General features: G+C 60.6%; 1 protein-coding gene. It reads right to left on the bottom strand.

What is annotated here, in order from left to right; translation table 11 throughout:
• Positions 1 to 342: transposase (locus ACZ9W6_RS17630; protein WP_465192491.1), on the bottom strand; the 342-nt coding region annotated here is incomplete at its 3' end.
• Positions 343 to 345: the final 3 nt, after the last annotated feature.

The following is a 345-nucleotide window of genomic DNA, read 5'->3' as shown; positions in this document are numbered from 1 at the left end:
GCGGTGCCGGTGCGCGCATTGCTCTTTCAACGTGCGGATCACCCGTTCCACCATCCCGTTCTGTTCCGGTGTGTACGGCGTGATGAATTCCTGCTGCAAACCGTAGCTTTTCACCAGCGCGGTGTAGTTGCGGCTGGTGAACACCAAGCCGTTGTCGCTGCGCAGCAGGAAGCGTTGAGGCACTTTGCCCAAGCAACCAAAGCGGTTGATCAGCGCGTGCTCCAGCGCCGACTCGGCCGTCTTGGACTTGCCACTGCGTGACAGATGCCAGCCCAGCAACTCACGGGTGCAGCAGTCGATCACCAACGCCAAATGGCACCAACCATCCTTACCGGCCCAGATGCG

The sequence above is a fragment of the Vogesella lacus genome (assembly GCF_979366295.1).
This window is presented reverse-complemented; position numbering and strand designations above follow the sequence as displayed.